At 73.5% G+C, this 24,367-nt stretch carries 23 protein-coding genes; 6 read left to right on the forward strand and 17 right to left on the reverse strand.

Going from position 1 to position 24,367, the window contains the following annotated elements; all coding sequences use genetic code 11:
• Positions 1-146: 146 nt before the first annotated feature.
• Positions 147-719 (reverse strand): TetR family transcriptional regulator, encoded by a 573-nt coding sequence (locus ACH45N_RS18450; RefSeq protein ID WP_397396446.1) that lies wholly within the window; start codon positions 717-719, stop codon positions 147-149.
• 106 nt (positions 720-825) lie between these two features.
• Here ACH45N_RS18450 and ACH45N_RS18455 point away from each other — a divergent pair, with 106 nt between their 5' ends.
• On the forward strand, positions 826-2,232 hold the full coding sequence (locus tag ACH45N_RS18455) for an FAD-dependent monooxygenase (RefSeq protein WP_397396448.1): 1,407 nt from the start codon (positions 826-828) through the stop codon (positions 2,230-2,232).
• Positions 2,233-2,259: 27 nt separating this feature from the next.
• Here ACH45N_RS18455 and ACH45N_RS18460 read toward each other — a convergent pair whose 3' ends face one another.
• From ACH45N_RS18460 to ACH45N_RS18490, 7 genes are all read right to left on the reverse strand, one after another.
• The gene (locus tag ACH45N_RS18460) at positions 2,260-2,775 is read right to left on the reverse strand and encodes a DUF4190 domain-containing protein (protein WP_397396450.1); all 516 of its coding nucleotides are present in this window, start codon (positions 2,773-2,775) and stop codon (positions 2,260-2,262) included.
• A gap of 58 nt (positions 2,776-2,833) precedes the next feature.
• Positions 2,834-3,568: a DUF4190 domain-containing protein gene (locus ACH45N_RS18465; RefSeq protein ID WP_397396452.1), complete on the reverse strand. Its 735-nt coding sequence runs from the start codon at positions 3,566-3,568 to the stop codon at positions 2,834-2,836.
• A gap of 124 nt (positions 3,569-3,692) precedes the next feature.
• A complete protein-coding gene (locus tag ACH45N_RS18470; protein WP_397396454.1) occupies positions 3,693-4,259 on the reverse strand; it encodes a DUF4190 domain-containing protein in 567 nt (188 codons plus the stop codon).
• 131 nt (positions 4,260-4,390) lie between these two features.
• Positions 4,391-4,963: a DUF4190 domain-containing protein gene (locus ACH45N_RS18475; RefSeq protein ID WP_397396456.1), complete on the reverse strand. Its 573-nt coding sequence runs from the start codon at positions 4,961-4,963 to the stop codon at positions 4,391-4,393.
• A gap of 103 nt (positions 4,964-5,066) precedes the next feature.
• Positions 5,067-5,846, reverse strand: a complete 780-nt coding sequence (locus ACH45N_RS18480; RefSeq protein ID WP_397396458.1) for a GNAT family N-acetyltransferase — start codon at positions 5,844-5,846, stop codon at positions 5,067-5,069.
• The gene (gene aspS / locus ACH45N_RS18485; protein WP_397396460.1) at positions 5,843-7,630 is read right to left on the reverse strand and encodes an aspartate--tRNA ligase; all 1,788 of its coding nucleotides are present in this window, start codon (positions 7,628-7,630) and stop codon (positions 5,843-5,845) included. Before aspS ends, ACH45N_RS18480 begins: the two co-directional genes overlap by 4 nt.
• 96 nt (positions 7,631-7,726) lie before the next feature.
• On the reverse strand, positions 7,727-8,323 hold the full coding sequence (locus ACH45N_RS18490; RefSeq protein WP_397396462.1) for a TetR/AcrR family transcriptional regulator: 597 nt from the start codon (positions 8,321-8,323) through the stop codon (positions 7,727-7,729).
• An 82-nt stretch (positions 8,324-8,405) separates the two neighbouring features.
• Between ACH45N_RS18490 and ACH45N_RS18495 the strand changes: the two genes are divergently transcribed.
• Genes ACH45N_RS18495 through ACH45N_RS18505 form a run of 3 tightly spaced genes read left to right on the forward strand, consistent with a single transcriptional unit; the run spans position 8,406 to position 10,064 of the window.
• Positions 8,406-9,179: an oxidoreductase gene (locus tag ACH45N_RS18495; protein WP_397396464.1), complete on the forward strand. Its 774-nt coding sequence runs from the start codon at positions 8,406-8,408 to the stop codon at positions 9,177-9,179.
• Positions 9,176-9,544 carry a VOC family protein gene (locus ACH45N_RS18500; protein WP_397396466.1) on the forward strand — a complete coding sequence of 123 codons (369 nt, stop codon included), beginning with the start codon at positions 9,176-9,178 and terminating at the stop codon, positions 9,542-9,544. Before ACH45N_RS18495 ends, ACH45N_RS18500 begins: the two co-directional genes overlap by 4 nt.
• Positions 9,545-9,593: 49 nt before the next feature.
• Positions 9,594-10,064: a PPOX class F420-dependent oxidoreductase gene (locus tag ACH45N_RS18505; RefSeq protein WP_397396468.1), complete on the forward strand. Its 471-nt coding sequence runs from the start codon at positions 9,594-9,596 to the stop codon at positions 10,062-10,064.
• A 21-nt stretch (positions 10,065-10,085) separates the two neighbouring features.
• Here ACH45N_RS18505 and ACH45N_RS18510 read toward each other — a convergent pair whose 3' ends face one another.
• Genes ACH45N_RS18510 through ACH45N_RS18520 form a run of 3 tightly spaced genes read right to left on the reverse strand, consistent with a single transcriptional unit; the run spans position 10,086 to position 14,574 of the window.
• On the reverse strand, positions 10,086-11,876 hold the full coding sequence (locus tag ACH45N_RS18510) for an insulinase family protein (protein ID WP_397396470.1): 1,791 nt from the start codon (positions 11,874-11,876) through the stop codon (positions 10,086-10,088).
• Entirely contained in the window at positions 11,873-13,591 is a 1,719-nt protein-coding gene (locus ACH45N_RS18515; protein WP_397396472.1) for an insulinase family protein, read from the reverse strand. Before ACH45N_RS18515 ends, ACH45N_RS18510 begins: the two co-directional genes overlap by 4 nt.
• On the reverse strand, positions 13,588-14,574 hold the full coding sequence (locus ACH45N_RS18520) for a hypothetical protein (protein WP_397396474.1): 987 nt from the start codon (positions 14,572-14,574) through the stop codon (positions 13,588-13,590). The genes ACH45N_RS18515 and ACH45N_RS18520 overlap by 4 nt, the downstream gene beginning before the upstream one ends.
• Before the next feature lie 191 nt (positions 14,575-14,765).
• Here ACH45N_RS18520 and ACH45N_RS18525 point away from each other — a divergent pair, with 191 nt between their 5' ends.
• On the forward strand, positions 14,766-15,980 hold the full coding sequence (locus ACH45N_RS18525) for a pyridoxal phosphate-dependent aminotransferase (RefSeq protein ID WP_397396476.1): 1,215 nt from the start codon (positions 14,766-14,768) through the stop codon (positions 15,978-15,980).
• Positions 15,981-16,074: 94 nt separating this feature from the next.
• On the opposite strand, the gene ACH45N_RS18530 is transcribed toward ACH45N_RS18525, so the two are convergent.
• The 4 genes from ACH45N_RS18530 to ACH45N_RS18545 form a co-directional block, all read right to left on the reverse strand.
• Complete coding sequence (locus tag ACH45N_RS18530; protein ID WP_397396478.1) at positions 16,075-16,674, reverse strand: GNAT family N-acetyltransferase; 600 nt, start codon at positions 16,672-16,674, stop codon at positions 16,075-16,077.
• Between the two features lie 65 nt (positions 16,675-16,739).
• Positions 16,740-17,699, reverse strand: a complete 960-nt coding sequence (locus tag ACH45N_RS18535) for a phosphotransferase family protein (protein WP_397396480.1) — start codon at positions 17,697-17,699, stop codon at positions 16,740-16,742.
• Positions 17,699-19,855, reverse strand: coding sequence for an intein-containing Rv2578c family radical SAM protein (locus tag ACH45N_RS18540; protein WP_397396482.1), 2,157 nt, complete (start codon positions 19,853-19,855; stop codon positions 17,699-17,701). Before ACH45N_RS18540 ends, ACH45N_RS18535 begins: the two co-directional genes overlap by 1 nt.
• A gap of 78 nt (positions 19,856-19,933) precedes the next feature.
• On the reverse strand, positions 19,934-20,584 hold the full coding sequence (locus ACH45N_RS18545; protein WP_397396484.1) for a hypothetical protein: 651 nt from the start codon (positions 20,582-20,584) through the stop codon (positions 19,934-19,936).
• 240 nt (positions 20,585-20,824) lie between these two features.
• On the opposite strand from ACH45N_RS18545, the gene ACH45N_RS18550 reads away from it, so the two are divergent.
• A complete protein-coding gene (locus ACH45N_RS18550) occupies positions 20,825-21,979 on the forward strand; it encodes an endonuclease (RefSeq protein WP_397396486.1) in 1,155 nt (384 codons plus the stop codon).
• A gap of 64 nt (positions 21,980-22,043) precedes the next feature.
• Here ACH45N_RS18550 and hisS read toward each other — a convergent pair whose 3' ends face one another.
• Entirely contained in the window at positions 22,044-23,423 is a 1,380-nt protein-coding gene (gene hisS, locus ACH45N_RS18555) for a histidine--tRNA ligase (RefSeq protein WP_397396488.1), read from the reverse strand.
• Positions 23,424-23,630: 207 nt separating this feature from the next.
• Positions 23,631-24,293, reverse strand: coding sequence for an MBL fold metallo-hydrolase (locus ACH45N_RS18560; protein WP_397396490.1), 663 nt, complete (start codon positions 24,291-24,293; stop codon positions 23,631-23,633).
• Between the last annotated feature and the right edge of the window lie 74 nt (positions 24,294-24,367).

Here is a 24,367-nt window from a genome sequence, read left to right on the forward strand (position 1 = left end):
GTGGTCTCCGTTTCTGCGACGTCGGCGGCGCGGTCCCGGAAACGTACGGCGCGGCCGGTCCGGAGAACACGGCGCTAACCGTTTAACAGCGACGGTTCGACAGCGACGGGCAACCACGGGCAGCCGCAGCTGGCCACGCCCGCCGGTCAGGGCTCCGGCGCCGTGAGGTAGCGCTGCACCGTGGGCCCCAGCCAGGCGACGACGTCCGCCCGGGTCAGGTCCGCGGCGGGGCCGAACCGCAGCACGTACCGCACCAGCGCCATGCCGAGCACCTGCGAGGCGACCAGCGCGGCGCGCCGCGCCGCGTCCTCGCCGCTCCCGACGAACCGCTGTGCGAGCGGCAGGATCTGCCCGGCGAACACGTCGCGCATCCGCGCGGCCCCGGCCTCGTTCGTCACCCCCACGCGCAGCAGGGTCTGCAGCACGCTGCCGTGCTCCCAGAGGTCGAGGAAATGCCCCACGAGCACCGCCCCGACGTCGTCCACGGGGATCGCGGCCAGGTCCGGGAGCACCAGCTCCACGTCGATGACGGCCGCGAACAGGCCCTCCTTGGAGCCGTAGTAGCGCATCACCATCGACGGGTCGATGCCGGCGTCCTGCGCGATGGCGCGCACCGTGGCGCGCTCGTAGCCGTCGGCCGCGAACCGCGCCCGGGCCGCGTCCAGTATCGACGCGCGGGTCACGTCCGACCGCCGCCGCGGAGCATCCGTGCCTGTCATGCCAACAACTGTATGCCAACATCCGTTGACCTTCGCCGGGCCGACCGCTACTTTGGTCAACAAGCGTTGGCAAACAACCGTTGACCCCGCATCCCAGGAGGACATCATGGACACGGACGTCGTCGTTGTCGGGGCCGGCCCGACCGGCCTGCTGCTCGCGGGGGACCTGGCCACGGCCGGGGCGCGCGTCACCGTCCTGGAGAAGCGGCCGGCCGGCCTGAGCAACCTGACCCGCGCGTTCGCCGTGCACGCGCGGAGCCTGGAGGTGCTCGACGCCCGTGGCCTGGCGGACGAGCTGCTCACCCGCGGGCAGCAGGTCACCAGCCTCCGGCTCTTCCAGCGGCTCACCGTCGACCTGGGGGACCTGCCGTCCCGGTTCCGGTACGTGCTCGTCACGCCCCAGTACGAGGTCGAGCGCCTGTTGCGCCGCCGCGCCGAGGAGGCGGGCGCCGTCTTCCGGCACGACACCCGGGTCACGGCCCTGGCCCAGGACGACGACGGCGTCACGGTCACCACCGCCGACCGCCCTCCCCTGCGCGCCCGGTACGTCGTCGGCACCGACGGCGCGCGGTCGACGGTGCGCGACGCCGTCGGCATCCCGTTCCCGGGCCGGGCCGTGATCCGGTCGATGGTCCTGGCCGACGTGCGGCTGGCGCGGCAGCCCGCCGACCTGCTCACGGTCGCCGCCGCGAACGACTCGCTCGGCTTCCTCGCCCCGTTCGGCGACGGCTGGTACCGGTTCATCGGCTGGCACGGCGACCGCGACGTGAGCGAGGACGAGCCGGTCGACCTCGACGAGGTGCGCGCCATCGCCCGCGCCACCCTGCACGACGACTTCGGCATGACCGAGACGCGTTTCCTGTCCCGGTTCCACGCCGACGAGCGACAGGCGCCCGCCTACCGCGCGGGCCGCGTGCTCCTCGCCGGTGACGCCGCGCACGTGCACAGCCCCGCGGGCGGGCTCGGGATGAACACCGGCATGCAGGACGCCGCGAACCTCGGCTGGCGGCTCGCCGCCGCGCTGCGCCTGCCGGACGCCGCGGCGGACGCCGTGCTCGACGGCTACGAGGCCGAACGGCACCCCGTGGGGAAGCAGGTGCTGCGCACGAGCGGCGGGATCCTGCGGGTCGCCACGCTGCCGGGGCCCCTGGTCGCGGCGGCACGGCGCGGCGTCGTCGGCCTGGTGTCCCGGGTGGCCCCGGTCCGGCGGCGGGCGGCGCTGACCATCTCCGCCCTGGGGGTCGCCTACCCGCGCCCGCGCGGGGCGCACCCGCTGGTCGGCACGAGGGCGCGGGACCTCCCGCTGGAGGGCGGGTCGCGCCTCGCCGAGGCGCTCCGCGCCGGGCGGTTCGTGCTGGTCGCCCCGGCGGGGGCGCCGGCGCCCGGCCTGCCGGCCGCGCCCGGCGAGGTCGACCCGGCCGAGCGTGTCGTCGTCCGCCGGTCCGACGGCGGCGCGACCGCCCTGCTGGTACGGCCCGACGGCTACGTGGCCGGCGCGGCCGCGGGAGAGTGACCCACGGCCGGGCGGCCGCGTGCCGGCTCAGTACTCGGAGGTGGTCTCGCTGAAGAAGCCCTCGCGGAACTCCGGGATGCTGAACAGGACGACGAGCCCGACGACCGCGAGCAGCGTCAGGCCGATCGTGACCCAGCCCGTGATGATGCCGCCCAGGGCCAGGCCGCCGTTGTCGGCCTGGCCCTCGCGCTGCGCCTTGCGGCTCAGGTGGCCGGTGATGACCGCCGGGATGCCGGCCAGGAACCCGATGCCGCAGGTGAACAGCAGGAAGACGCTGAGGATACCCAGCACGAGGGACCAGACCCCGAGCGCGTTCTTCTCGAGCGGGGCCGCGTACCCGTAGGGCGCGCCGTACGGGTAGGGCTGCTGTCCCGGGTACGGCTGTCCCGGGTACGGCTGTCCCGGGTACGTCTGTCCCTGCTGGTCCCACTGCTGCTGGGGCTGCTGATCGGGCTGCTGGTACGGCTGCCCGTAGGGACTCTGCGGGGCGTCCGGCTGCTTCGGCGGGTCGTACGGCGACTTCCACTCGTCCGGCTGGGTCATGCCGCCACCTCCGGGCTGCGCGAGCTGCCGCGTGCCGCGGCGGACGGCCGGAGCGCGGTCATACCTGGGTCACCGTGAACGCCGCCCCGAGGAGCCCGACCACCACGAAGACGATCCAGATGAGCACCCCGGCGCCGGTCAGCGCCACGTTGATCCAGCCGAGCACCAGGCCCGCCGTCGCCATGCCGGAGTTGTTCGCCAGGCCCTCGCGGATCGCCTTGCGGCTGGCGTTCCCGGTCACGATGGCGACGATGCCCAGGATGAGCGGGCAGAGGATCCAGCTCAGGATGCCCGTGATCAGCGACCAGACACCCAGGTCGTTCTTCGGGGGCGCGACCGGGTAGCCGTACTGCGGCGGAGCGCCGTACTGGTACGCGGCGGGAGCCTGCGGCGGGTACGGCTGCACCTGACCGGAAGAATATTGGCCGGAGGGGTACTGGCCGGAGGGGTACTGCCCCTGGCCCGTGGCGTACTGGCCCGACGGGTACTGCACCTGGCCCGAGGCGTACTGGCCGGACGGGTACTGGGCCGGCTGGCCCGGGTGCTGGACCGGCGGACCCGACGGGTGCTGGGCGGGGTACCCGTACGCAGGTCCGGCGGGCGGCGCCGGGGGCGCCGGCGCGCCCGCGGGCAGGTCCACCGTCGGCTCCTCCACCGTGGGCTGCTCCGGCGCGAGCTGCTCCGGCGCGGGCTGCTCCGGCACGGGCTGCCCGGCCGGTTGCTCCGGCGCCGGCGGGGCGGCCTGCTGGTCGTTCGGCTCCTGCGGGCCGGGCCCGTCGTCGGGCTGGGTCATCGTGCTGCCTTCCATGCTCGGGCGCGCCACGGGGCGCGGGCGGGAGACGACGCGTCGGCCCGCCCCACCACGGAGGGAGTGCTCACCTCGGGTGCGGCGGGCCGGCCGACGGCTGGGGAGTGGTTCAGCTGTTCTCGAGCTCGTCCATGAGCTCCTGGAGCTCAGGGTCCATGGTCGCGCCGGAGTCGCCGAGCTCCTGCTCGTAGCTGTTCTGCATCTCCTGCTCGAAGCCCTCCTGGAAGTCCGGCGAGTTCGCCAGAGCGACCGAGAAAACGATGAGCCCGATGAGGCTGAGCGTGATCAGCACCGTGCCGATCCAGCCCATGATCAGGCCGGCGAGGCCCATGCCGCCGTTGTCCGCGAGACCCTCGCGCTGCGCCTGCCGGGACTTGGTGCCGGTGATGATCGCCGCGATACCGGTGAGCAGACCGCAGCCGAGCACGGACAGGATGCCGAGCACGAGCGACCAGACGCCGAGGCTGTTCTTCGGCAGCGGCGCACCGTAGGCGGGCTGACCGCCCTGCGCGTAGACCGGCTGCTGCTCGCCGTAGGGCTGCTGCCCGTACGGCGCCTGCTGGTACGGGGCGGGCTGGCCGGGGACCGAGCCCGGCGCGGGCGTCGCCGGCTGTCCCTGCTCGGGCGGCTGCTGCGGCGGGTCGTAGGGCGACTGGCCGCCGTCAGGCTGGGTCATCGTGCTACCTCTCTGCTTTGCGGTGAGCCGGGGGACGGGTCCGGCCCGGAGGTGCCAAACCTACAGGTAGGACGCCCCGCGCGGCAGGAAAACCGCGCGGGGAGACCTACCCGTGTTCGACGTGCGCAGGGTCAGTAGTTCCAGTCGTTGGAGTTCGGCATGTCGCCCCAGCCGTTCAGGCCGCCGGAGATGAGCCCGACCGCCAGCGCGATCACGAAGAACACGATGGCGAGCACGACCAGCGCCACGTTGATCCAGCCCAGGATCAGGCCCGCGGTTCCCATGCCGCGGTTGTTCGCCAGGCCCTCGTCGGCGGCCCGGCGGCTCATGGTGCCCGTGATGATCGCCGCGATCCCGAGCAGGAGCGGGCAGAACACGTAGCTGAGGATGCCCGTGATCAGGGCCCACACGCCCAGGTCGTTCTTGGGCGGCGTCTGCCCGTACCCGTACTGCGGTGCGGCCGGGGCACCGGGCTGGCTGTAGGGCGTCGGTGCGCCCTGCTGCCCGTACGGCGGGCCCTGCTGTCCGGCGGGCTGCGGCGGGGTGGGCTGCTGCTCCGCCCGGTACGGCTCGCCCGGAAGAGGCTGCGTGGGTGTCGGGTCCGAGCCCTGCACGGGGGTCGACCCGGGCAACGGCTGCGTAGGCGGCGTCTCCGGCTGGGGATCGCGGGGATCGCGCGGCGTACCGCCCTCGTTCTCGGTCATGAGGCTGCCTTCCCTTCCAGTTCAGGGAGCTGGGAGCACCGGGACCGGCGTCCCACCTCCACCTAACCAGGGATGACGCGGACCTGCGCGGGCGGCGGGACCTTCACCCGCGGCGCCAGGTCTCCACCTCGTGCGCCAGCACGAAGCCCAGGCGCTCGTAGACGCGGCGCGCGGGTGTGTTGTCGTCGTAGAGGCCGAGCGTCACCAGCCCGCGCTCCGCGACGCCGTCCGCCATCATCCGGGCCGTCAGGGCGCTGCCCAGACCCTGCCCACGGTGCGCCGGGTCCGTGCCGATCGACCCCAGGTGGACCGACCCGGTCGCGGTCGCGGTCGCGGATCCGACGGCGACGAGGGCACCGGCGCGCGCGCCCGGCGACGTCGGCGCCACGCGCACCCCGTACCAGCGGGCCAGGCGGGCCCTGGGCCCCTGGGCGCCGGACCGCGTGCCGGGGTTCGCCCGGGCGAGCAGGTCGACGATCTCGTCCGTGTGCCGGTCCAGCTCCAGCACCTCGACCGTCGGCGCCCCGGCGTCCACGCGCGGCGCGATCTCCGTGACCATGCGGTCCCAGGTGGCGTCCGGCACGAGGCCCCAGCCGGCAAGCGTCTCGCCGGCCAGGGCCCCCGTGCCGCGGGTCACGGTGGCGGCCACGACGTCGCCGTCGGGCACCACCGTGGTCAGTAGACGGGCCAGCCGGTCGGTCCGGCCGACGGCGTTGAGCCACCGGCCGGGCCGCTCCCCCGTGGGGTCGGCGAGCTGGACGACGGCGGCCGCGCCGGCGTCGTCCGGACCCGTCTCGTCCGTCCAGGAACGCGTGACCTCGAAGAAGTCGGAGCGCGCCCGGTGGAAGACGTGGTCGAGCCCGTGGCCGCCGAGCCGCGTCACGCCGTGGGGGCCGCCACGGGAGCGGCCTCGGGCGTGAAGTCGACGCCGGCCTCCTTGCGCTGCTCCGGCGTGATCGGCGCCGGCGCCGCCGTCAGCGGGTCGAACCCGCCGCCCGACTTCGGGAAGGCGATGACGTCGCGGATCGAGGCAGACTTCGTCAGCAGGGACACGATGCGGTCCCAGCCGAACGCGATGCCGCCGTGCGGCGGGGCGCCGAACGCGAAGGCGTCGAGCAGGAAGCCGAACTTCTCCTGCGCCTCCTCATGCCCGATGCCCATCACCTCGAAGACGCGCTCCTGCACGTCCCGGCGGTGGATACGGATCGAGCCGCCGCCGATCTCGTTGCCGTTGCAGACGATGTCGTAGGCGTAGGCCAGGGCCTCTCCCGGCTCCTTCTCGAACGAGTCGATCCACTCGGGCGTGGGCGACGTGAACGCGTGGTGCACGGCGGTCCAGGCGGACGAGCCGAGGTCGACGTCGTCGTCCTCGCCGGCCGGCTTGAACAGGGGCGCGTCCACGACCCAGACGAAGGACCAGGCGTCCTCGTCGACGGCGCCGGTCTTGTGCGCGATCTCCAGACGGGCGGCGCCGAGCAGCGCTCGCGCCTCCGACGTCTTGCCGGCGGCGAAGAAGACCGCGTCGCCCGGCTGCGCGCCGGTCGCGGCGGCGAGGCCCGCACGCTCGTCGTCGGACAGGTTCTTGGCGACCGGGCCGCCGAGCTCGCCGTCCTCGGTGAACGTCACGTACGCGAGGCCGCGGGCGCCGCGCTGCTTGGCCCACTCCTGCCAGGCGTCGAACTGCCGGCGCGGCTGGGCCGCCCCGCCCGCCATGACGACGGCGCCCACGTACTCGGCCTGGAACACGCGGAACGGCGTGGCCGTGAAGTAGTCGGTGAGCTCGACGATCGGGTTCTCGAACCGCAGGTCGGGCTTGTCCGTGCCGTACAGGCGCATGGCCTCGTGGAACGTGATGCGCTGGATCGGCGTCGGGATCTCGACGTCGACCAGGGCCCAGAGCGCCTGGAGGATCTTCTCGCCGAGGGCGATCACGTCTTCCTGGTCCACGAAGCTCATCTCGACGTCGAGCTGCGTGAACTCCGGCTGCCGGTCCGCGCGGAAGTCCTCGTCGCGGTAGCAGCGCGCGATCTGGTAGTAGCGCTCCATGCCGCCCACCATCAGGAGCTGCTTGAAGAGCTGGGGCGACTGCGGCAGCGCGTACCAGGAGCCGGGCGCGAGGCGAGCCGGGACCAGGAAGTCGCGGGCGCCCTCCGGGGTGGACCGGGTCAGGGTCGGCGTCTCGATCTCGACGAAGTCCTGCTCGTCGAGCACGCGGCGCGCGGCCTGGTTGGCCTTGGCGCGCAGGCGCAGGGCGTGCGCGGGGGCCGGACGGCGCAGGTCGAGGTAGCGGTGCTTCAGGCGCGCCTCCTCGCCGATCACCTCGGTGTCCGCGAGCGCCGTGGACACCTGGAACGGCAGCGGCGCGGACTCGTTGAGGGTGACGACCTCGGTGGCGACGACCTCGATCTCGCCGGTGGCGAGGTTGGGGTTGGCGTTGCCCTCGGGGCGGCGGCCGACCTCGCCGGTGACCTGCAGCACGAACTCGGCGCGCAGCGGGTGGGCGATCTCCTCGTCGCGGATGACGACCTGGGCGATGCCGGACGCGTCGCGCAGGTCGATGAACGCCACTCCCCCGTGATCACGGCGGCGGTCGACCCAGCCCGTGAGGGTGACGGTCTGGCCGATGTGCTCGGCCCGCAGTGAGCCGGCCGTGTGGGTGCGGAGCACGGAGAGGTCCTTTCATGACGGAAGACGTGTTCCCGCCGCCGGGCACCCTGGCGGGCGGGACGGCGGTGGGTGGGCGCCGCAGGGCGCGCAGCGAGTCTAGTGCGTGACGGCGGTCGGGGCTGCGTCCTGTGCGCCGAACCGCAGGCCGTCGAAGAGGAGTCCCGTGATGCGCACGGCTTCGTCCTGCCAGCCGTCGGTGGCGCGCATCCCGCAGATCCCGCCCAGGGCGCGCAGGAGGGTCCGCCCCTCGACGTCGCCGCGGACGGCGCCGGCGGCGGCGCCTGCGGCCAGGAGACGGTCGAGCGCCTGCGCCATCCGGGCCCGGGCGTCGCCGAACACGGGCGAGTCGGTGGCCATGATGGCTTCCAGCGCGACGGCCATCCCCTTGCCCACCGCGGCGTGCTCGACGAGCAGGAGCAGGAACCGCCGCAGGGCCTCGTCGGGGGCGTACTGGTCGAGCAGTGCCGCGGGCGCGGAGCACAGCTCGTCGACCTCGTGGCGGTAGACCTCCTCGACGAGGGCCTCCCGCGTCTCGAAATGACGGTAGAGCGTTCCGACCGCCACCCCTGCCCGGCGGGCGATCTCCTCGACGCGGATGCCTGCCTCCCCGGCGAGGAAGGCGTCCCGCGCCGCGGTCAGGACCGCTTCCCGGTTGCGTCGCGCGTCGGCGCGCAGGGGGCGTGGCGACGACATCTGGACCTCCGTAAGGTGAACCACGTTCATGTTAGGTGTACTGTTTCCGGAACCTGGTTCATCTTACTAGAAGGAGACCCCTGTGCCTGTTCCGGCCGAAGGACTCGAAGGCCTGCGCGTGCTGGTCACCGGCGGCAGCCGCGGGCTGGGCAGAGCGACCGCCCAGCGGTTCGCCGACGCCGGTGCGACAGTGCTCACCGCCGCACGCACCGCACCCCCGGACGGTCTGCGCGCCACTCACGTCCCCGCGGACCTCGCCACCGAGCAGGGTGTCGCCGAGCTCGGCCGCCGGGTGATCGACGCCGTCGGCGGCGTCGACGTCCTGGTCGACAACGCCGGCGCCGCGACCACGCCGACACCGACCCTCCAGCGGTCCGACGAGTCCTGGCGCTCCGACCTGGAGATGAACCTGCTCGCGGCGGTACGCCTCGACCGGGCGCTGGTTCCCGGGATGGTCGAGCGCGGCTCGGGCGTCGTCGTGCACGTGTCGTCGATCGCGAGCCGTCTGCCGCAACGCGACGAGGCCCCGTATGCCGCGGCCAAGGCGGCGCTCAACGCCTACAGCCGCGGGCTGGCGACGGAGGTGGGCGAGCACGGCGTCCGTGTGGTGTGCGTCCTGCCAGGTTTCGTGGTCACGGAGGGTGCCCGTGCCCACCACCAGCAGATGGCCGACCAGCGGGGCGTCAGCCTCGGTGAGGTGCAGCAGCAGATCGTCGACCACCTCGGCATGCCGATGGGCCGGCCCGGTGACCCCGAGGACGTCGCGGAGATGATCGCGTTCCTGGCGTCCGACCGGGCGAAGTGGATCACGGGAGCCCAGTTCCGTGTCGACGGCGGCATCATCCCGACGATATGAGCATCAACCTCGGCGCGGTCAGCTTCGACGCCCCCGACCTGGACCTCGAGAGCACGTTCTGGCAGGGGCTCCTGGGCGGCTCGGTCACCCGGACCCCGACCCATCACTTTCTGCGGGCGGACGGGTTCCCGGTGTTCGTGGTCCAGCTCGTCCCGGGGCTCGTCCCGCCGGGCTGGCCGGACGGGAACCCGCAGCAGATGCATGTCGACCTCACGACGGACGACCTCGCGTCGGCCGACAGGAAGGCCCTCGCGGCAGGTGCCCGTCGGCTGCGGCCCACCGGCGACGTCGACCCCGCCGCGCCGCCGAGCGGCAGGGTCTACGCCAGCCCGGCCGGGCACCCCTTCTGCCTGCGGCCCGCCTGAGGCCCGCCCGGGGCACGGACGAGCCGGGCCCGGGGATAACCTGACGCCCATGGCCAGGACTATCGCGACCACCACGACCGTGACCCGGGACGAGCTGCTGGAGTTCCTGCGCTCGCGCCGCGACGGGATCCTCGTGACCAGCAGGGCCGACGGCGCCCCGCAGCTCAGCCCCGTGACGTACGGCGTGGACCCGCAGGGCCGGGTCGTCGTCTCGACGTACCCGGAGCGGGCCAAGGCGCGGAACCTGAAGGCGCGGCCCGCAGCGTCCTTCCTGGCGCTCGGCGAGGACTTCGGCGGCGCCTGGGTGCAGGTGGACGGCACGGCCGAGGTGCTGGACGTCCCCGAGTCGGTGGAGCCGCTGGTCGACTACTTCCGCGCGGCGGCCGGCAAGGAGCACCCGGACTGGGACGAGTACCGTGCGGCGATGATCGAGCAGGGCAAGTCGCTCGTGCGCATCACGATCGAGCGCTGGGGTCCGGTGGCGACGGGCGGGTTCCCGGCGCGGCTCGCCGAGGGCTGACCCGCCCGTCGCCACCGGGCGTCAGCCGGCGTCGTCCGCCTGCTCCTTGTCCTCGCCGCCCATCTTGATGACGGCCCGGTAGGTGAGCCACGTGATGCCCGCACAGGCCAGGCCCGCCGGCAGGACCACGGCGAGCGTCGGCCAGTCCGGCTCGCCGTCCAGCAGGCTGCCCACGAAACCGAGCAGGAGCGCGCCGGAGAAGAGCGTGGCACCGGTCGCGGCGAGCAGCAGCAGGCCGAGCGCGAGGACGCCGATCAGCTGACCGAACGCGAGCACGGCCTTGCCGGTGCCGGCCACCGCGGCTCCGGCGGTGCGCAGGATCCCGTCCTCCTCGACCTCCCGGTCGGCGCGGGCCCGGCCCGCCTGCTTGATGCGTTCCTTGTCGGGACGCTCCGGTGCCGCCGCGCGGGGCACCGGCACGACCAGCTCCTCGGGTACGTGCCGGTCGACGAGCTCGGCGACGGCGCGCGCGTCGAGGTCGTCGTGCAGGGTCGGCTCGAACGGGATCCGCGCCCCGTCCAGCGCGACCAGGAGGCGCCCGCCGTCGGGGTGGGCCAGCAGCGCGGCCGTCTCGTCGAACCGGACCGTCGTCCGGGTGCGGCCGTCGCGCAGGGTGGCGCCCTCCTCCCCGACCACGATCGTCGCGTCGACGTCGAGGCGTTCGAAGGCGCGGCCCGTGACGGGCTCACCCGTCCCGCGCTGCGCGACGGTGGTCCCCGCCCAGCCGGAACCGGCGGGCGCGACCAGCAGCCCGGACTCCCAGGAACCACGGGCCAGGGACACGACGTCGGCGGCGGTGACCGCGGCGAGCGCCGCACGGCGCTCGCCCGGGGACGGGACCGGCTTCCCCAGCAGGGTCAGCACGGCGTCGTCGATCAGCCACATCGCGTCCTGGTGTGGCTCGTCGAACGCCATCAGCAGGTGGGCGCGCGCCGCCGCCACGTCGTCGTCGGCCACGAAGTGCCGCAGCCGGCCCAGGGTGTCCAGGAACTCGCCGGTGGCCTCCGCCGCCGTCTCCGGCCGCAGGCCCGCCGCGATCTGGAGCGTGGCCTGCCGCCCGTCGAGCATGCCGGTCACGGCGGACACGTCGTACGTCCAGCCCTGGTCCTGGCGCAGGCGCTGGAACAGCGCCCGCCGCGCGACCTCGGCGAGCACCTGGAGCGCGGGGACGTCCGGCGCCACGATCTCCCAGACGACCCTCGGGCCGCCGGCCGGCGCCTCGGCGGGGAGCGCGATCACCGGGTCCGGGACGACCGGCGGGGGGAACGGCGTGGCCGCGGCCGGTCCGGCGGGCAGCGCCAGGTCCAGGTCCGGCTCCTCCTCGCCCGAGTACCAGGCGACCGCGTTGGAGGCGGCGAACCGGTCGGCCGCCCAGGCCCGGAGGTCGGCGGCGGTGGTCCGGTGCAGTCCCACCTGCTGTCCCGGCCCGAGGCCGTAGGACCGGAACCCGTACCGCCAGGCCAGGACGCCGGTGGCCTCCGTCTCCCGCTCGTCCAGGACACGAGTCTCGCTCTCGCGATGCTGCACCGGCAGGTCCGCCAGGGCCCGCGTCAGGTCCCGGAGCGTCGTCCGCACCCGCTCGGCGGTGCCGCCCACCCGCACGTGGGTCACGACGGAGCCGACCGAGGCGCTGACGTCCAGGCCGGGCCGCTCCACCGAGCGCAGGGCGAGCGCCACCACCAGCGCGGTGATGCCGCTGGTGGCCAGCGTCTCGTCGGCGAGCCCGACGCGGAACACCAGGCCGGCGGTCGTGCGGCCGGGGCGGCGCGCGGACAGGGTGCGCACCGGCTCGTGGCCCGTGACCGCCGTCATCGGTCGCCCTTCCCGTGGCGCTTGCGGACCAGTGCCACCGAGGCGAGACCGAGGGCGAGCACCGGGAGGAAGCCCAGGCGGATCTCGGTGCCGAACAAGCTCTCGGCAGCCAGCTGACCGCCGCCGAGCAGGAGCACCCCGGCGACCCAGAGCCCGGCGACGCGCACGATCGTGCCCCACACGGACGGCTTCCCCGCCTGCTGCCCGACCTCGGGTCGCGGCGGCTCGGCGACCGGGACGTCGCCCGGGGCCCGGGCCGGGTGGTGCACGACGAGGTCCTCGGGCACCCGGGGGTCCACGTGCGCCGTGACGTCCTCGGCGGTAAGGCCCTGGTACAGCGTCGGCTCGATCACGACCCGGAACCCGTCGGCCCCGGTGAGCACGCGTGCGCCGTCGGGCACGCTCTCCAGGAGCACGCAGTCAGCGAAGCGGACGGTGACGGCGCCGTCGGGCGCGACCAGCCCGACGCCGTCGGGAGCGAGGACGAGGGAGACGTCGGGCGCGTCGATGCGCGGGTAGGCCCGCCCCTCGGCCCGGGCCGGCGACCACCGGAGCGCGGGCACGAGGCCCGCCCAGTCCATGGCGGCCGGGCCGTACCAGAGCGCGTTCGCCCAGATCTCCCGGGCGACGGCGCGGACGTCGTCCGCCGTGACGCGTTCGACCCGCGCCCTGATCTGCGCGGGCCCCTCGAGGTGCCGCCCCGTGACCGTCCGGTAGGCCAGCGACGGGAGGAGGTCCGCCGGGGACGCCGCGGCGAGCTCGGCCACCTCGTCGAGCGCACCGGCCCGCGCCGCGGCGAGGTCGTCGTCGGCGACGTGGAACCGGAGGCCGCTCAGCGCGTCCGCGAGGCCGCCGGCCGCGGCGTCCTGCTTGCCCTCGGCGGCCTGGACCACCGCGGAGACGCGTGCCTGCTCGGCGTTCAGGAGGTCGTGGCCCGCGTCCACGCTGGTCGCGATGTCGGCGGCCTGGCGCAGGTCCCGGTGCAGGACCTCCCGGATCACCCAGGTCGCCACGGTGCCTGCGTCCCCGCGCGGCACCACGGCGTCGACCGCGACGCCGTCCCGCAGGCCCGTCAGGTACGCCGGGGTGCCCTGCAGGACGTCCGTCACGGCGGGCGCGGGCATGCGCCGACCCGCAGGGAGGGTCAGGTCGAGACCGTCCGGGACGGCGTCCACGGTGATCCAGGCGACGGCGTTCTCGCGGGTGAACCAGGTGGCCGCCCAGTCCCGCACCTCGTCGGTCGTGATCCGGTCCAGGCCGCGCTCGCCGTACCCCACGAGCCCGTGGCCGCTAGCGCCGTGCCGGTTGATCCGCAGCTGCCCGGTGAAGCCCACGTTCTTCCCGTCGGCCTCGGACCGCAGGATCTCCTTCTCGGTCTCGGCCTGGTCGAGCGGGAGGTCCCGCAGCGACGCGCAGACGTCGTTGAGGTAGGCGACGGCGTCGGCCGCCGGCCCCGTCACGTGGAACACGGTCACGTCGGCGTGCGTCTGCCCGTTGAGGTGCGCCTCGCTGAGCACCTGGCCGCGGAGGGCGAGGTGCTCGACGAGGTGCGTGATGCCGGAGGTCGCGAGCGTCTCGTGCGCCGAGCCGACGCGGAAGACGATGCCTGCGCTGACGTTGCCGTCGCGCGGTGCGAGGAGCACGGGGACGCCGTCGACCTGGGCGAGGGCGACGCCGGGGAACCCGGTCAGGTCCGGCAGCGTGGGGGCGCTCATGCGCGTGCGCCCGTGGGGGTGCCGGCAGACCTGGTGGCGGCCTTCGCCGCCTCGTCGCGCTTGGCGCGGTACATCTTCTCGGCCCCGTTGTAGTAGCCCCAGGTGCCCTCGACGGGGCTGTCGCCGAGCGCCTCGAAGTGCGGCCAGGCCTCGGCCGGCTGCTTGGCGATCGTGAAGAACAGGGCGAGGTTCGCGTGGGTGGTCGCCGTCGCCGCCGTCTTCGCGTGGTCGGGGTGCAGTACGGTGGCGGCGGCCACACCGCGGACGCGGTCGAGCATGGCAGGCGGGACGGTCTTCTCGCCGTCGGCCCACCGCTCGAGCGCGAGGTCGACGACGAGCGCGGGTCCGAGCGCTCCCGGCGCGGAACCGGCGGCGCACTCCTCGACGAACCGGGAGGCGTCCTCCCACGAGCCGCTCCACTTGGGCAGGATCTGCTGGAGGTACACCCGCTGCGCGGCGAAGAACTGCGGGTCGAGGGCCGCGAGGCGGTCGTACCGGCGTCGCGCCTCGCCGTGCCCCAGCTGCAGGCCGCGGGCGGTCGTGATCCGGGGCTCCCAGGCGGGCGCATAGCCGGGGTGCTCCGAGCACAGGTCGAACAGGACGCGTTCGGCCCGCCGGAGCCAGTCGTGGAACTGCTCGAACTGGCCCGTCGAGACGTGCTCGGCGCGCGCGTGCGACCGGATGGCCCAGCCCACCGTGACGTACCGGACGGCGCGCAGCGTGCGCGCGGCCGGCGTGCCATCGTCGGCGGCCTCGATCGCGGCCGTGAGGCGCCGGCCCTCGTCCGTGACCCCGGCCTCGGTGTCGGCGAACGCCCACAGCGCGGCGGCGATGTCGTCGTGCGCCGTGAGGCCGCGGATCACCGCGAGCGCCGCCGCCGGGTCGCGCGCGTCCCGGGCCGCCCGCAGGGCGGCGCCGTCGGGCACGTGGGCCAGCGGGTCGAAGAAGGTCGCGGTCGGCGCCGCGTCGCGTGTGGTGGCCATCGGTTACCTGTCCGGGGGGGGTCGAGATCCTGGGGGCGTCGGTGCCCGACCGGAGATTACTGGCGTCGGGGGCGTCGCCCGGGCGAAATCGGGCCCTGACCCGGGTGAACTTCCCGAAAGCACCCGGAACGGTCATCTCGACCCCAGGTGACGGTGCGCGCGCACTGCACCGGACCTGCGACCATGAGCGGGTGCGAGAGATCAGGCAGAGCCGCAAGCTGAAGTCCGTCCGGTACGACGTCCGGGGTCCGATCCTGGAGGAGGCGTACCGCCTGGAGGCCGAGGGTCACAAGATCCTCAAGCTGAACATCGGCAACCCCGCGCCGTTCGGGTTCGAGGCGCCCGAGGCGATCCTGGCGGACATGATCCACCACCTGCCGCAGGCGCAGGGGTACAGCGACAGCCGCGGCATCTACTCGGCGCGCACGGCCGTGGCGCACTACTACCAGTCGCACGGCATCGACACGCACGTGGACGACGTCTACATCGGCAACGGCGTCTCCGAGATGATCAGCATCGTGCTGCAGGCCCTGATCGACGACGGCGACGAGGTGCTGGTCCCGGCGCCGGACTACCCGCTGTGGACGGGGGCCGTGAGCCTGCAGGGCGGCACGCCCGTGCACTACCGCTGCGACGAGTCCAACGGGTGGAACCCGGACCTGGAGGACATCGAGTCCCGCATCACGCCCGCCACGAAGGCGCTCGTGATCATCAACCCGAACAACCCGACCGGCGCGGTGTACAGCGAGGGCACGGTCAAGGGGCTGGCGGACCTGGCGCGCAAGCACGACCTGGTGCTCCTGAGCGACGAGATCTACGAGAAGATCCTGTTCGACGGCGCCACCCACCACCACACCGCGACGTTCGCCGCCGACGACGTCCTGTGCATCACGTTCAGCGGCCTGTCCAAGGCCTACCGCATCTGCGGCTACCGGTCGGGCTGGGCCATGATCTCCGGCCCGAAGCACCGCGCCGCCGACTTCATCGAGGGCCTCACCCTCGTCTCGAACATGCGCATGTGCGCCAACGTGCCGGCGCAGCACGCCATCCAGACGGCGCTCGGCGGCTACCAGTCGATCGAGCACCTGATCCAGCCCGGCGGCCGGTTCTACGAGCAGGCCATGCTGGCGGACAAGCTGCTCAACGAGATCCCGGGCGTCACGTCGGTGCGGCCGCGCGGTGCCCTGTACTGCTTCCCGCGCCTCGACCCCGAGATGTACCCGATCAAGGACGACGAGGCCTTCGTGATCGGCCTGCTGCGCGCCAAGAAGATCCTGGTGACGCACGGGACGGGCTTCAACTGGCCCGAGCCCGACCACTTCCGCCTGGTGACGCTGCCCGACGTCGACGTGCTCACCGAGGCGATCGGCCGCATCGCGGAGTACCTGGAGGACGTGCGGGCCTGACGGCGGCGACCGACCTCCCCTCCTGACGGCGGCGACCGACCTCCCCTTTGAGGCCCGGGCTTCTTCGCTTTGCGGGGCCGCAGAGCGAAGAAACCTAGGCCTCAAAGGGGAGGGTGCCCTCGGCGTCGGCCAACCGGGCGTGGACGTGCATGTCGTGGTGGCCGTCCGCATGCCGGGCGGCCCGGCGACGGGTCCCCTCCGCGACGAACCCGGCCTTCTGCGCGACGCGGCAGGAGGCCGGGTTCAGCGTCGAGTGCTCCAGCTCCAGTCGCCGGAACCCGAGGTCGAACGCCCAGGTGCACGCCGCCGTGACCGCCTGCGGCGCCACGCCCCGGCCCCGGGCGGCGGGGACGGTCCAGTAGGCGATCTCGGCGACGCCGTCGAACAGCTCGAGGTCCTTCAGCGCGAGCCGGCCGAGCAGCGTCCCGTCGGCGGCGGCGACCGCCCACTCGAGGCGGCGCTCCTGCGCCCAGGCCCGCCGCCAGCCCTCGATCATGCCGCGCGCCTCGACCGATGAGTCGATCCGGCGGACGTGCCAACGTTGGATGTCGGGGTCCGCGTAGGCGGCTTGGAGGGCGTCGGCGTCGCCGTCGCTCCAGGGCCGCATCCGTGCGCCGCCCGGGAGGGTCAGCGTGGGTTGCGCCAGCGCCGCCAGGGTGCCCGGGGTGATCGTGTACGGGGCGAGCTCAGCCATGCCGACACGATAGGTCCGGTTCGCCCTGCGCCGACACCGGGTCGGCGACCGCAGGAGTCCAGTGGTCAGGGGGCGGCGCGGACGTCGCCCGTGCGGGCGATGGCGCGCAGGTGCGCACGAGCCTGGCGCACCACCGGGTTCGTCTCCGCGCGGGCGGCGAGCTCGACCAGTGCGACCAGGTCGGCGGACCGGGCGAGGTGGACGGCCCGGCGCCGGTCGGAGCCACCCGCGCCGACGGCCGCGGACCAGCCGTCCAGCACGCCCTCGGTGTAGGTCTGCTCCCGGTCGAAGCGCAGCAGGTTGCCCAGGTCGGTGGCCGGGTGCCCCGCGTGCGCGAACTCCCAGTCGAGCACGCCGGTGACCTGGAGCGTGGCCGGGTCGACCAGCACGTTCTTGGGGTTCAGGTCGCTGTGCACCAGGCAGGGCGCGGCAGCCTCCAGGTCGACGGCGGCCCGCTCGGCGACCTTCCGGAGGGCGGCGACCTCGCCGTCGGACCAGCCTCCCGCGATCAGTCGCGGCGCGTGGTCGTCGACCCAGTCGGGCAGCCGGAGGTCGAACGGCTCGATCCGCAGGTCCGGGCCGGCGAACAGCCCGGTGCGCCGCATGGGCGTCGCGGCGAGCGTTCCGGCGACGTGGCCGAGCCCGGCGCCCAGGGCACCGAGCGCGGTGTCCCGGCGCCCGTCCTCCCGGGCCTCCGCGACCAGGCGCGCGAGCACCAGGTCGCCCCGCTCCCCCGGCAACAGCTCGGTGACGAGCGCCCCGGGCAGTTCGCCGTCGCCGTCGTGCACCGCGCGGACGGCCGGCACCGGCAGGACGGCGCGGACCCGGTCGAGCAGCGCCGCCTGGGTCCGCGCGGCGTCCGGGGCATGCCGCGCGTCGGCGAAGAAGCGGACCACGAGCCGCTCCCCTCCCCGCGCACCGGGCGACGGGGACGCGAGGAACGTCTCCCCCGACCATCCGCCCGTCAGCGGCTCCAGGAGGTACCCGGGGAGGCGTGGGTCGACACGCGGGGTCGGGGGCTGCATCAGAAGAGGGTCTCGTTCCCGACGTCGGCGCCGATGGACGCCGCGCCGGCGCCGTCGGACCGCACCCCGGTGAACGCGCCGCGCGGGTAGTCCCCCTCGGCGTGCTGGTCGTCGGTAGCGGCGCCGGACAGGGCGCGTGTCCGGTGCATCGCGGCCCCGCCGAGTCCGCGCTCGCGGATCAGGGGTCGCACCCGCTCCCACAGCCAGTCGCGGTAGCCCTGGTGCGCGTAGGCGCCCCGCGCGTACACACGGCCGTAGCCCTCGACGAGGTGCGGGTGGTCTCGTCCGAGCCAGCCGAGGTACCACTCGCGGGCGCCGGGCCGCAGGTGCAGCGGCAGCACGGTGACGCCGGTCGCGCCGGCCTCGACCAGGTTGTCGAGCAACCGTTCGAGGGGTGCGAGGGAGTCGGTCAGCCAGGGCAGCACCGGCGCCACCATCACGCCGCACGGCAGGCCGGTCGCCCGGATCGCGCGGATCAGGTCGAGCCGGGCCCTCGGCGTCGGGGTGCCGGGCTCGACGGCCTGCTGCAGCTCCTTGCCCGACGGCGTGTCGGCGAACGCGAGCGAGACGCCGAGGCCGATGTCGACCTTCTGCGCGGCCTCGACGAGCAGCGGCAGGTCGCGCCGCAGCAGCGTGCCCTTGGTCAGGATCGAGAACGGCGTGCCCGAGTCCGCGAGCGCCGAGATGATGCCCGGCATGAGCCGGTAGCGTCCCTCGGCCCGCTGGTACGGGTCGGTGTTGGTGCCGAGCGCGACGGCCTCGTGGCTCCAGGAACGCTTGGCCAGCTCGGCCCGGAGCACCTGGTCGGCGTTGACCTTGACGACCACCTGGGAGTCGAAGTCGTGGCCGGCGTCGAGATCGAGGTACTCGTGGGTCGGGCGTGCGAAGCAGTTGTGGCTGATCACGCCGTTGGCGATGAAGTCGCCGGTGCCCGTGGTGATGTCGACCATCTCCGACTCCGCGCCCAGACTCTCCACGGAGACGATCCGCAACGAGACCGATGTCTTGACGGCCGCCCCGATGATCTTGAGCTTCCGGGTGATGGCGGGGGTGGTCAGCGCGAAGAACCTGCGGCGGCTCGACAGCCCACCGATGACGCGGATGTTCGCGACACCGATCTTGTTCGCCGGCTCCCTGACGTACGGGATGCGCAGCACATCCATGGCCTCCGTGGTCATGGTGAGCATGCGTTCGTCCGAGTTGGAGATGCGCAGGATCTGGCCGTCGCAGGTGCCCTCCGCGTCGAAGATGCCGGCGAGGAAGCCTGCGTGCCACTCCGTGGTCGGCCGGCTCGGCCACTCGATCATCTTCCGGATCGCCGTCACGGTCGCCTGCTTGGACGTGAAGATCCCGTCGATCGCCTGCCGTCTCTCGGCGGCGGCCGAGAGGGGACGGCGATTGGTGGCCACACCCGCGGTGGCGAGGTAGCCCTGGGAGCGGATCAGCGCCTCGTCGTCGACCAGGGCGAGGCGGAACATGGTGATCCGACCACTCGGATAGGTCTTGTCGAAGAGCATCCCGTCGCCGCGGATCATCCCGGTGAGGTACCCCTGCCGGTAGTCAGCGGACTCGGGCGGCGCCGCGTAGGCGTCGGTGACCATCCCCAGACCGAATCCCTGCAGCCGGTTGTTGGTCGTCAGGTACGGACGCTGCCCGTCCCCGTCGGGCCGCGGGGCGACGTACTTCCACCCGCGCTCGGTGAGGAACCGGTGGTCCGCGCTGGCGACGATCTCCGTGCCGTCCTCCAGCGTCACCCGGTAGGCGGCCTTGGTGGTGCCCCGGCGTGCCAGCACCTCGGTCTCCACGAACCTCCGGTAGGACCCCTCGCGCCGGGTCCCGACGATCCGGTCCCCCACTCTGAGGTCCCGGATCGGCCGCTGGCGCCCGTCGGCCAGCAGCACGAGCGTCGACGGGTCCACGCAATAGGTGCAGGCATGACTGCATCCCCGGTACGGGTTCACCGTCCAGCGGAAGGGCATCTGGGACGCCGCCGGCACCTTCGACAGCGCGCTCTTGGCGAGCACCTCGTGGAACGTCACCCCCGCGAACTCGGGCGACCGGACGGTACGCAGCAGCCCGGCGCCGCGCAGCCCGGGCATTTCGAGCCCGGGCAGCGCGCCGTCGTCGTTCGAGATCGCCTGACCTTGCCAACGCATGATCCGATTCGAACACTCGTTCGAGCCGACGTCAAGCTGTCCACAGGCCGTCGGGACCGGTGCGCGGGAACGAGCCGGTCAGAGCAGTGGCGCCTCGCACGTCGCCGACTGGACACCGTCGGCCGACACCACGGCCTCGACCCGCCACTGCGCGCGTTCGGCCGCGGACAGGGCGCGCGGCGGCTCCACGGTCAGGACGCCGTCGGCGCCGCCGCCGCTGGGCACGGTGTCGCGGACGGTCGGGTAGGCGACGCCGGCGGCGTCGGTGAAGGTCACGGCGACCACCGAGCCGGCCGCCGCCGTGACCGCGAGGTGGTCCCGTGGGTCGGGCAGGCGCAGACCGAGGACGTCGCGGTACTGGTCCACCCAGGCTGCGGACACGCCGGCCGGACAGACGAGCGCGACGCGCTCGGCCTCGACCGGGCTGAGCGCGAGCACGGCCGTGGATCCCGCGAGGCTTGCGCCGAGCACGATGGCAGGCACGAAGAACCGGCGGCGCGCCCGGCGCGGCGCGTGCAGCCGGTTGTCGTCCGGAGTGCCCGCGTGCTCACGCACAGCGCGGTGCGGGTTCCGCGCCCACCGCGTCCGGACCAGCCTCGCGGCGGCTCGGATGCGACGTCGTCTCACGGGCGCCACGCCCGGCCCGCCGACCGGCCCCGTCACCCCGACGAGCGACTGCTCCCAGTGCTCGCCGAGCACTCCGTCGTCGACGCGTCCCGAACCTGTCATCGGCTGTCCCCTCGGCCCGCCGCGGGCCGAGCGGCGGCCGGCGGCGTCATTCACCTACGGGGTCTCATCGACCCGACGCGAGGCTAACCGAAGGCGCGTTCAGTACGCCGGGCAAACCGGACAACGTGCTCCAGTTCACCCACGAGGTCACCCGCGCAGCATTCACGCCTTTTTGCGTAGATTTTACGTATAGGCCATGACTGCCATTAATTACCCCGCTACGGTCGGTAGATGCAGAAAATGACCACGCGTTCGACGGCGCTCGCCCTGGTGTGCTTCGCCCTGACCCTGGTGCTGGTCACAGCAACCCAGGTCCGCCTGGCCACGTCCGGCCAGGCGGCCACCCCGATCACGGTAGCCTCGGCGATCGCCACCCAGAACGGTTCGTCGGCGACGGTGCGCGGGTACGTCGTCGGACAGCCGACCGCCACCAGCACGGTCGTGACCAGCGGATTCCCGAACGACTACGCCCTTGCCCTGGCCGACGCCCCCGGCGAGAGCAGCACCTCGCGCATGGTCTACGTGCAGATCCCCGCCGCATTCCGCAGTGCCTTCGGTCTTGCGTCGAACCCCGGCCTCATGGGCAAGCAGCTCGACGTCACGGGTGCCCTGACGGCGTACTTCACCCACCCGGGGCTCAAGGACGGCACCGCGTTCGCCGTCGTCGGCAGCGGCGGCGGAGATGGCGGCGGGGGCGGTGGCGGTGAGGTCCCCGCCGGCTACTACGACGCGGCGGCGGGTCGGACCGGCACCGCGCTGCGCTCGGCCCTGCACGGCATCATCGACGACCACACCGGCGTGAGCTACGCGACCGTCTGGACCGCACTCCAGGAGACCGACGAGGACCCGAGCAACCCGAACAACGTCATCGAGTTCTACTCCGGCGAGTCGATCTCGAAGACGCTCAACGGCGGCGACCCCGACGACTGGAACCGCGAGCACACCTGGGCTCAGAGCCACGGCGACTTCGGCACCGCCACCGGCCCGGGCACCGACCTGCACCATCTGCGGCCCACTGACGTCACCGTGAACTCGACCCGGGGCAACAAGGACTTCGACAACGGCGGCTCGGCCGTCGCCGAGTGCCCGGACTGCTTCACCGACTCCAACTCGTTCGAACCCGCCGACCAGTTCAAGGGCGACGTCGCACGCGCGCTCTTCTACATGGCGATCCGGTACGAGGGCGACGACGGCTGGCCGAACCTCGAGCTGAACGAGTCGACCTCGAACGGCTCGGTGCCGTTGCACGGGAAGATCTCCGTGCTGCTCGCCTGGCACGCCGCCGACCCCGTGTCGGCGGCGGAGACCCGCCGCAACGACATCATCTACTCCGACTGGCAGCACAACCGGAACCCGTTCATCGACCACCCGGAGTGGGCCGAGTCGATCTGGTGACCCGAGCCTCGCGCACCCGCCTCGTCGTGCGGGGCGGGTGCGCAAGGTTCAGGCCGGCCGGCGGTCAGGCCTGCGGGACCACCCGCGGCCAGCGGTCCTCGGCAGACGGCTCCCACGTCGCGGCGTCGGCGTCGACCTGGTCGCCGGAACGGATGTCCTTGACCTGGTCGGCGCCCACGACGCCGTCCTCCCCCGCGGAGCCCGGGAACCAGACGAACGGGATGCCGCGCCGGTCGGCGTACTTGATCTGCTTGCCGAACCTGGCGGCACTCGGGGCGACCTCCACCGGGATGTCCCGGGCGCGCAGCGCGGCGGCCACGGCGTCGGACGTCGCACGCTCCTCCTCGGACGACACCGCGACCAGCACGGCGGACGGCACCGACCGCGTCGCCTCCACCAGGCCGGCGGACAGCAGCCGCGAGACGAGGCGCGAGACGCCGATCGACAGGCCCACGCCGGGGTAGGTGTTCTTGCCGTCGGACGCGAGCGTGTCGTACCGGCCGCCCGAGCAGACCGAACCGAGCTGCTCGTGTCCCACCAGCACCGTCTCGTACACCGAGCCGGTGTAGTAGTCGAGGCCCCGCGCGATCTTGAGGTCGGCCACGACCACGCCCGGGGCGCGCTGCGCCGCCGCGGCGATCAGCGCACCGAGCTCGGCCAGTCCCGTCTCCAGGAGCTCGGTCACGGCGCCGTACGACTCGGCCAGGGCCCGCACCTCGTCGATCACGCCGACGTCGGACCCCGAGATCGACGCCAGTGCGAGGCAGGCCTTGGCCTGGTCGTCGGTAGCTCCGCACTCGGTCACGAGCAGCTCGGAGACCTTCTCCGGCCCGATCTTGTCGAGCTTGTCGATCTGGCGCAGCACGCCCTCGACGTCGTCCAGCCCGACGCCGCGGTAGAAGCCCTCGGCGACGCGGCGGTTGTTCACGAGGATGCGGACCGGCGGCAGGCCGATCTCGCCCAGCGCGCCGAGCGCCTCGGCCATGACCAGCGGCGCCTCGACCTCGAAGTGGTACGGCAGCTCGCCCGCGCCCACGATGTCGATGTCGGCCTGGACGAACTCGCGGAAGCGGCCGTCCTGCGGGCGCTCGCCGCGCCACACCTTCTGGATCTGGTAGCGGCGGAACGGGAACGCGATACGGCCGGCGTTCTCCAGCACGTAGCGGGCGAACGGGACGGTCAGGTCGAAGTGGAGGCCGAGCTGCTTCTCGGACCCGGAGCGCGCGGCGCCGTCCTCCTCCTGGAGGCGGGACAGGACGTAGACCTCCTTGGAGGTCTCCCCCTTGCGCAGGAGCTGGTCCAGCGGCTCGACGGCCCGCGTCTCGATCCCGGCGAACCCGTGCAGCTCGAAGGTGTGCCGCAGCGTGTCGAGGACGTGCTGCTCGACGATGCGACCGTCAGGGAGCCATTCGGGGAAACCGGAGAGAGGAGTGGGCTTTGCCATGCCTCAGATCTTCCCACGAGCGGCGACCCGTCAGCCCGGGTTTTCCACAGACCCACCGGACCGACGTCCCCACCAGACCGACGTCGCCGAGTCAGCCGCCCGGTCCGACCAGGGCGCTGACTCGGCGACGTCGGTGCGTCGGGTCAGCGGCCACGTCCATCGCGCACCAGGCGTCGTCGGCCATCTCCGCGCGTACCGACGTTCGCCCTACGCGCCGTCCACGGCGAGGAACGGGTTGGTCGCCAGCTCGCGGGCCAGGGTGGTGGCGGGGCCGTGCCCCGGGACGACGGCGAGCGCCGGGTCGAGGCCGCGCACGACGTCGCGCAGTGTGGCGCCCATCTCCTGGTCCGAGCCACCGTGCAGGTCGGTGCGGCCGATCGAGCCCGCGAACAGGACGTCGCCCGTCAGGACCACCTCGTCGTCGAGGCGGTAGAGGGTGGACCCCTCGGTGTGGCCCGGCGCGTGCACGGCGTGCAGCGTGACGTCGCCGAACGCGAGCTCGGCGGATCCGCCGGGCGTCGAGAACGGCTCGACCAGGTCGGGCGCCCGGTAGTCGTCGCGGTGCAACCCGAGCGCGGTCTCCAGGGCGGGGCTCAGCGTGCCGAACGGGTCGGCCAGGCGGTAGGCGTCGGCCTCGTGCAGGCGCATCGGGATCCCGTACCGCGCGCACAGGGCCCCGGCGTCCCAGGTGTGGTCGGCGTGGCCGTGCGTGGCGAGGACGGCGCGCGGCTTGAGCCCGGCGTCGTCGACCAGGCGTGCGACGGCGTCGGCGACCCCCGCACCCGCGTCGACCACCACGCAGTCGGCACCGGCGGACACCACGCAGCAGTTGGTCCCGAAGACCGGCGCGACCACGACACGAAGCTCCACGCGACCCACGCTAACGGCTCCCGTCGGCCCTGGCAGAGCCTTCTTCACCCGTCGCCGGGGGCGCTCAGACAGTA

Source organism: Promicromonospora sp. NPDC019610 (genome assembly GCF_044389365.1).
GTDB lineage: Bacteria > Actinomycetota > Actinomycetes > Actinomycetales > Cellulomonadaceae > Promicromonospora.

What these genes read in the sequence shown, in the direction of transcription:
- ACH45N_RS18535 (WP_397396480.1), bottom strand. Translation starts at nt 17,699, where the DNA reads ATGCAGCCCCCGACCCCGCGTGTCGACCCACGCCTCCCCGGGTACCTC.
- ACH45N_RS18510 (WP_397396470.1), bottom strand. Translation starts at nt 11,876, where the DNA reads ATGACGGCGGTCACGGGCCACGAGCCGGTGCGCACCCTGTCCGCGCGC.
- ACH45N_RS18520 (WP_397396474.1), bottom strand. Translation starts at nt 14,574, where the DNA reads ATGGCCACCACACGCGACGCGGCGCCGACCGCGACCTTCTTCGACCCG.
- ACH45N_RS18540 (WP_397396482.1), bottom strand. Translation starts at nt 19,855, where the DNA reads ATGCGTTGGCAAGGTCAGGCGATCTCGAACGACGACGGCGCGCTGCCC.
- ACH45N_RS18530 (WP_397396478.1), bottom strand. Translation starts at nt 16,674, where the DNA reads ATGGCTGAGCTCGCCCCGTACACGATCACCCCGGGCACCCTGGCGGCG.
- ACH45N_RS18515 (WP_397396472.1), bottom strand. Translation starts at nt 13,591, where the DNA reads ATGAGCGCCCCCACGCTGCCGGACCTGACCGGGTTCCCCGGCGTCGCC.
- ACH45N_RS18460 (WP_397396450.1), bottom strand. Translation starts at nt 2,775, where the DNA reads ATGACCCAGCCGGACGAGTGGAAGTCGCCGTACGACCCGCCGAAGCAG.
- ACH45N_RS18550 (WP_397396486.1), top strand. Translation starts at nt 20,825, where the DNA reads ATGACCACGCGTTCGACGGCGCTCGCCCTGGTGTGCTTCGCCCTGACC.
- ACH45N_RS18505 (WP_397396468.1), top strand. Translation starts at nt 9,594, where the DNA reads ATGGCCAGGACTATCGCGACCACCACGACCGTGACCCGGGACGAGCTG.
- ACH45N_RS18500 (WP_397396466.1), top strand. Translation starts at nt 9,176, where the DNA reads ATGAGCATCAACCTCGGCGCGGTCAGCTTCGACGCCCCCGACCTGGAC.
- ACH45N_RS18470 (WP_397396454.1), bottom strand. Translation starts at nt 4,259, where the DNA reads ATGACCCAGCCTGACGGCGGCCAGTCGCCCTACGACCCGCCGCAGCAG.
- ACH45N_RS18450 (WP_397396446.1), bottom strand. Translation starts at nt 719, where the DNA reads ATGACAGGCACGGATGCTCCGCGGCGGCGGTCGGACGTGACCCGCGCG.
- ACH45N_RS18465 (WP_397396452.1), bottom strand. Translation starts at nt 3,568, where the DNA reads ATGACCCAGCCCGACGACGGGCCCGGCCCGCAGGAGCCGAACGACCAG.
- ACH45N_RS18490 (WP_397396462.1), bottom strand. Translation starts at nt 8,323, where the DNA reads ATGTCGTCGCCACGCCCCCTGCGCGCCGACGCGCGACGCAACCGGGAA.
- hisS (WP_397396488.1), bottom strand. Translation starts at nt 23,423, where the DNA reads ATGGCAAAGCCCACTCCTCTCTCCGGTTTCCCCGAATGGCTCCCTGAC.
- ACH45N_RS18475 (WP_397396456.1), bottom strand. Translation starts at nt 4,963, where the DNA reads ATGACCGAGAACGAGGGCGGTACGCCGCGCGATCCCCGCGATCCCCAG.
- ACH45N_RS18545 (WP_397396484.1), bottom strand. Translation starts at nt 20,584, where the DNA reads ATGACAGGTTCGGGACGCGTCGACGACGGAGTGCTCGGCGAGCACTGG.
- ACH45N_RS18455 (WP_397396448.1), top strand. Translation starts at nt 826, where the DNA reads ATGGACACGGACGTCGTCGTTGTCGGGGCCGGCCCGACCGGCCTGCTG.